Origin of the sequence: Streptomyces sp. UH6 (genome assembly GCF_013421635.1) — a bacterium.
In the GTDB taxonomy this organism is placed as follows: domain Bacteria; phylum Actinomycetota; class Actinomycetes; order Streptomycetales; family Streptomycetaceae; genus Streptomyces; species Streptomyces abyssomicinicus.
Map to the genome: position 1 here is coordinate 1 of NZ_JACADT010000733.1, position 2,874 is coordinate 2,874.

3 protein-coding genes are annotated in these 2,874 nt (G+C 73.3%); all 3 read right to left on the reverse strand.

Features of this window, described 5'->3' with window-relative positions:
• On the reverse strand, nt 1-623 hold a 623-nt coding region (locus HW445_RS25000; RefSeq protein WP_180223185.1), incomplete at its 3' end, for a response regulator transcription factor.
• Entirely contained in the window at nt 614-2,395 is a 1,782-nt protein-coding gene (locus HW445_RS25005; protein ID WP_218957371.1) for an ATP-binding protein, read from the reverse strand. The genes HW445_RS25000 and HW445_RS25005, both read right to left, overlap by 10 nt.
• Nucleotides 2,396-2,397: 2 nt before the next feature.
• The coding region (locus HW445_RS25010) for a SpoIIE family protein phosphatase (RefSeq protein ID WP_180223187.1) at nt 2,398-2,874 on the reverse strand (477 nt) is incomplete at its 5' end.

The following is a 2,874-nucleotide window of genomic DNA, read 5'->3' on the forward strand; positions in this document are numbered from 1 at the left end:
GCGTGCCGGGACGCGGAGGCGATGTGCAGGGTGCTGTTGTCCGGGCTCAGGGCGACCGCGACCGCGGGCGACTGCATCAAGGTGGCCGCGCCGCTCGCGGCCGCCTCGGCGAACGAACAGCCGTCCCTAGCCCCGTAGACCGCCAGGGTGCTGCTGTTCAGCGCCGCCACCCGCGCCGCGAGCCGCTCCGCCCGGCGGCGGGCCCGGGCGTAGCGCAGCGCGGCGGTGACCGTCGCCAGCAGCTCGTCCGGGGCGATCGGGTCCGTGAGGTAGGCGTCCGCGCCCCGGTGCAGGCCCTGGGTGCGGTCGCTCACCTCGATGGCGTGCGCCGAGATGTGGATGACCGGCAGCGAGGCGGTCCGCGGATCCGCCTTGATCTGCTCGCAGACCTCGAAGCCGCTCATGTCGGGCAGCTTCACGTCGACGACCGCCAGCTCCGGCAGCTCCCCGTCGGGGGAGCCGGCGAGCAGGGCCAGGCCCTCCGCGCCGTCGGCGGCCTCCACCACCGTGTGGCCGGCCCGGCGCAGCCAGCTGCTGATGATGTACCGCTTGGTGTCGTTGTCGTCGAGCACCATCACCTTGGCGACGGCGCTGTCCTGCTGGAGACAGGGGCTCACGGCCATGGGTCCTTCCTGGTCGCCCCCTGTACCGCCGGTGTCGTGCGCCCTGCGAAGGCCGCCGTCAGCTGCGACAGCGACAGTGACGACTTGTCGAGCACCGCCCGCGCGTGGCGCAGCCGCTCGTGGTCCAGGCCGTCCCGGGACGCCGAGGTGATGACGACCACCGGGATGCCGCTGAGATCGGGGTCCCCGGCGAGTTCCGCCAGTACCGCGTACCCGTCCACGTCCGGCATGTTCAGGTCGAGGAGGACCGCGTCCGGCCGCTCCTCACGGACCGCCCGGCTCGCCCGGTCGCCCCGGTCCACCTCCACGACCCGCTCCGCCAACTGGTCGAGCAGCGGCCGGATCCTGGCGCGGAAGACGTCGTCGTCGTCGACGGTCACCAGGACGGTGACCAACGGGCCGCCCGCCGCGCCGGGCTCCTCGCGGCGGGGCTCCACCGGCAGGCGCACGGTGACCCGGGTGCCCTTCCCCGGTGTGCTGGACAGGCTCAGCGTGCCCCCCAGCAGCTCGGTCAGCCGGCGCGCGTAGGGCAGTCCCAGGCCGGTGCCCGAACGGCCCCGCTGGTGCGGACCCCGGACCTGGTAGAACTCCTCGAAGATCTGCTGCTGTTCCTCCTCGGGTATGCCCACGCCGGTGTCGGTCACGGTGAACACCACCTCGCCGTTGCCGTCCCCGCCTCCGGCCTCGGTGGCGACGTCCAGCCGCACCGTTCCGGCCTCGGTGAACTTCAGCGCGTTGGAGAGCAGGTTGCGCAGGACCCGGGTGAGCATCACGTCGTCGCTGACGATCTCCATCTCCGGCTCCGCCACCACCAGTTCCGCGTCGCCGTGCCGGGCGTACCCGCCCAGGGTGCCCCGCAACTGCCCGAGCAGCGCCCTCAGGTCGACCGGTCCGAAGCTGGGCTCCAGCCGGCCCGACTCGGCCTTGGCGACGTCCAGCAGCTCGTCCACGAGCGCCAGCAGCGTGGAACCCGAGGCGGAGATCAGCGACACCTGCCGGTGCTGCTCCTCGTTGAGCCGCTCCACGTCGAACTCCAGCAGCAGCCGCGCCAGGCCCACCACGGCGTTCACCGGGGTGCGCAGCTCGTGGCTGACGTTGGCCCAGAACCGGGTCTTGGCCTCGCTCGCCTCCCGCAACTGACGCGACTTCTCGTCGAGTTCGGCGTACAGGGCGACCACGCCCCGGTTGGTCTCCTCGAGTTCCTCGGAGAGCTCCGAGTACAGGGCCATCACCCCGCGGTTGGTCTCCTCCAGCTCCGCGTTGAGGCGGCGCAGTTCCTCCCGCTGCGCCCGCGACTCCTCCAGCGCCGCTATCAGGTCGACCGTCTGGGCACGCGCGTCCTCCACGGCGGTCGCACTCTTGTGGGTCCTGAGCGTCTCCCGCGTCCGCGCGACGACCTCGGCCGACGGCGCCCGCGCCCCGAGCGGCTGCTCGATGACGACGGTGCGCTCCACCCTGGCGTGCTCCAGCGTCACCAGCCGGGACGCCGCGAGCAGCGCCTCCTCGCCGGGACCCGGACCGTCCGTCCACAGCAGGGTGAACCGCAGGCTCTGGCGCCCCTCACCCACGAGGGCGAAGGAGACGGACAGCTCGCAGGAGCCCACCAGGTCACGGCCCAGCTCGCTCAGCGCGGTCGCCAGCCGGATCTGGTCCTGCGGCTCCACGCCGAGCGCCTCGGCCGCCGTCTTGCCGCTGCGGCGCAGCACGAAGACGTCCTGTTCGGTGGTGAGGGAGAGCGACACCAGCGGCACCGCCCCGCACGCCGCGGCCATGCTCACCACGAACCCTTCGCCACGACGACGCCGGCGTCGTCCCGGCGGACGCCCGCCTCGCGCAGCAGCTGGGCGGCGGCCACCAGCGGGGTGTGGTCGAGGAACCCGGGCATGCCCGAGGCCTGCCAGCGTTCGGTGAGACCGTCCGAGTGCATGATCACGGCACCGTCCGGCGGAAGGTCCTGGCGGACCGTCCGCAGGGTGGGCATCTGGTGCCCGACGATGCCGGGCGCGGACACCAGCGACCGGCGGATCCCGGTGGCGGGGTCGACGACGAAGGAGCTGATGTTCCCCACGCCGCAGAAGTACACGCTCCGGGAGGCCGGTTCGATCCGCGCCACGGCGACGGCTCCGCCGCGGCTGCCGCGCAGCGCCCTGTGCAGGTCGGCCAGCATCGTCGCCGGGTCCTCCGCCTTCGAGGCGCGGAAGGCCGTCACCGCCGCCTGCGCGGCACGTCCGGCGAGCGGCCCGTGTCCCAG

Bases quoted from the DNA above. Each gene is read 5' to 3' on its own strand.
- HW445_RS25005 (WP_218957371.1), bottom strand. From the start codon at position 2,395: ATGGCCGCGGCGTGCGGGGCGGTGCCGCTGGTGTCGCTCTCCCTCACC.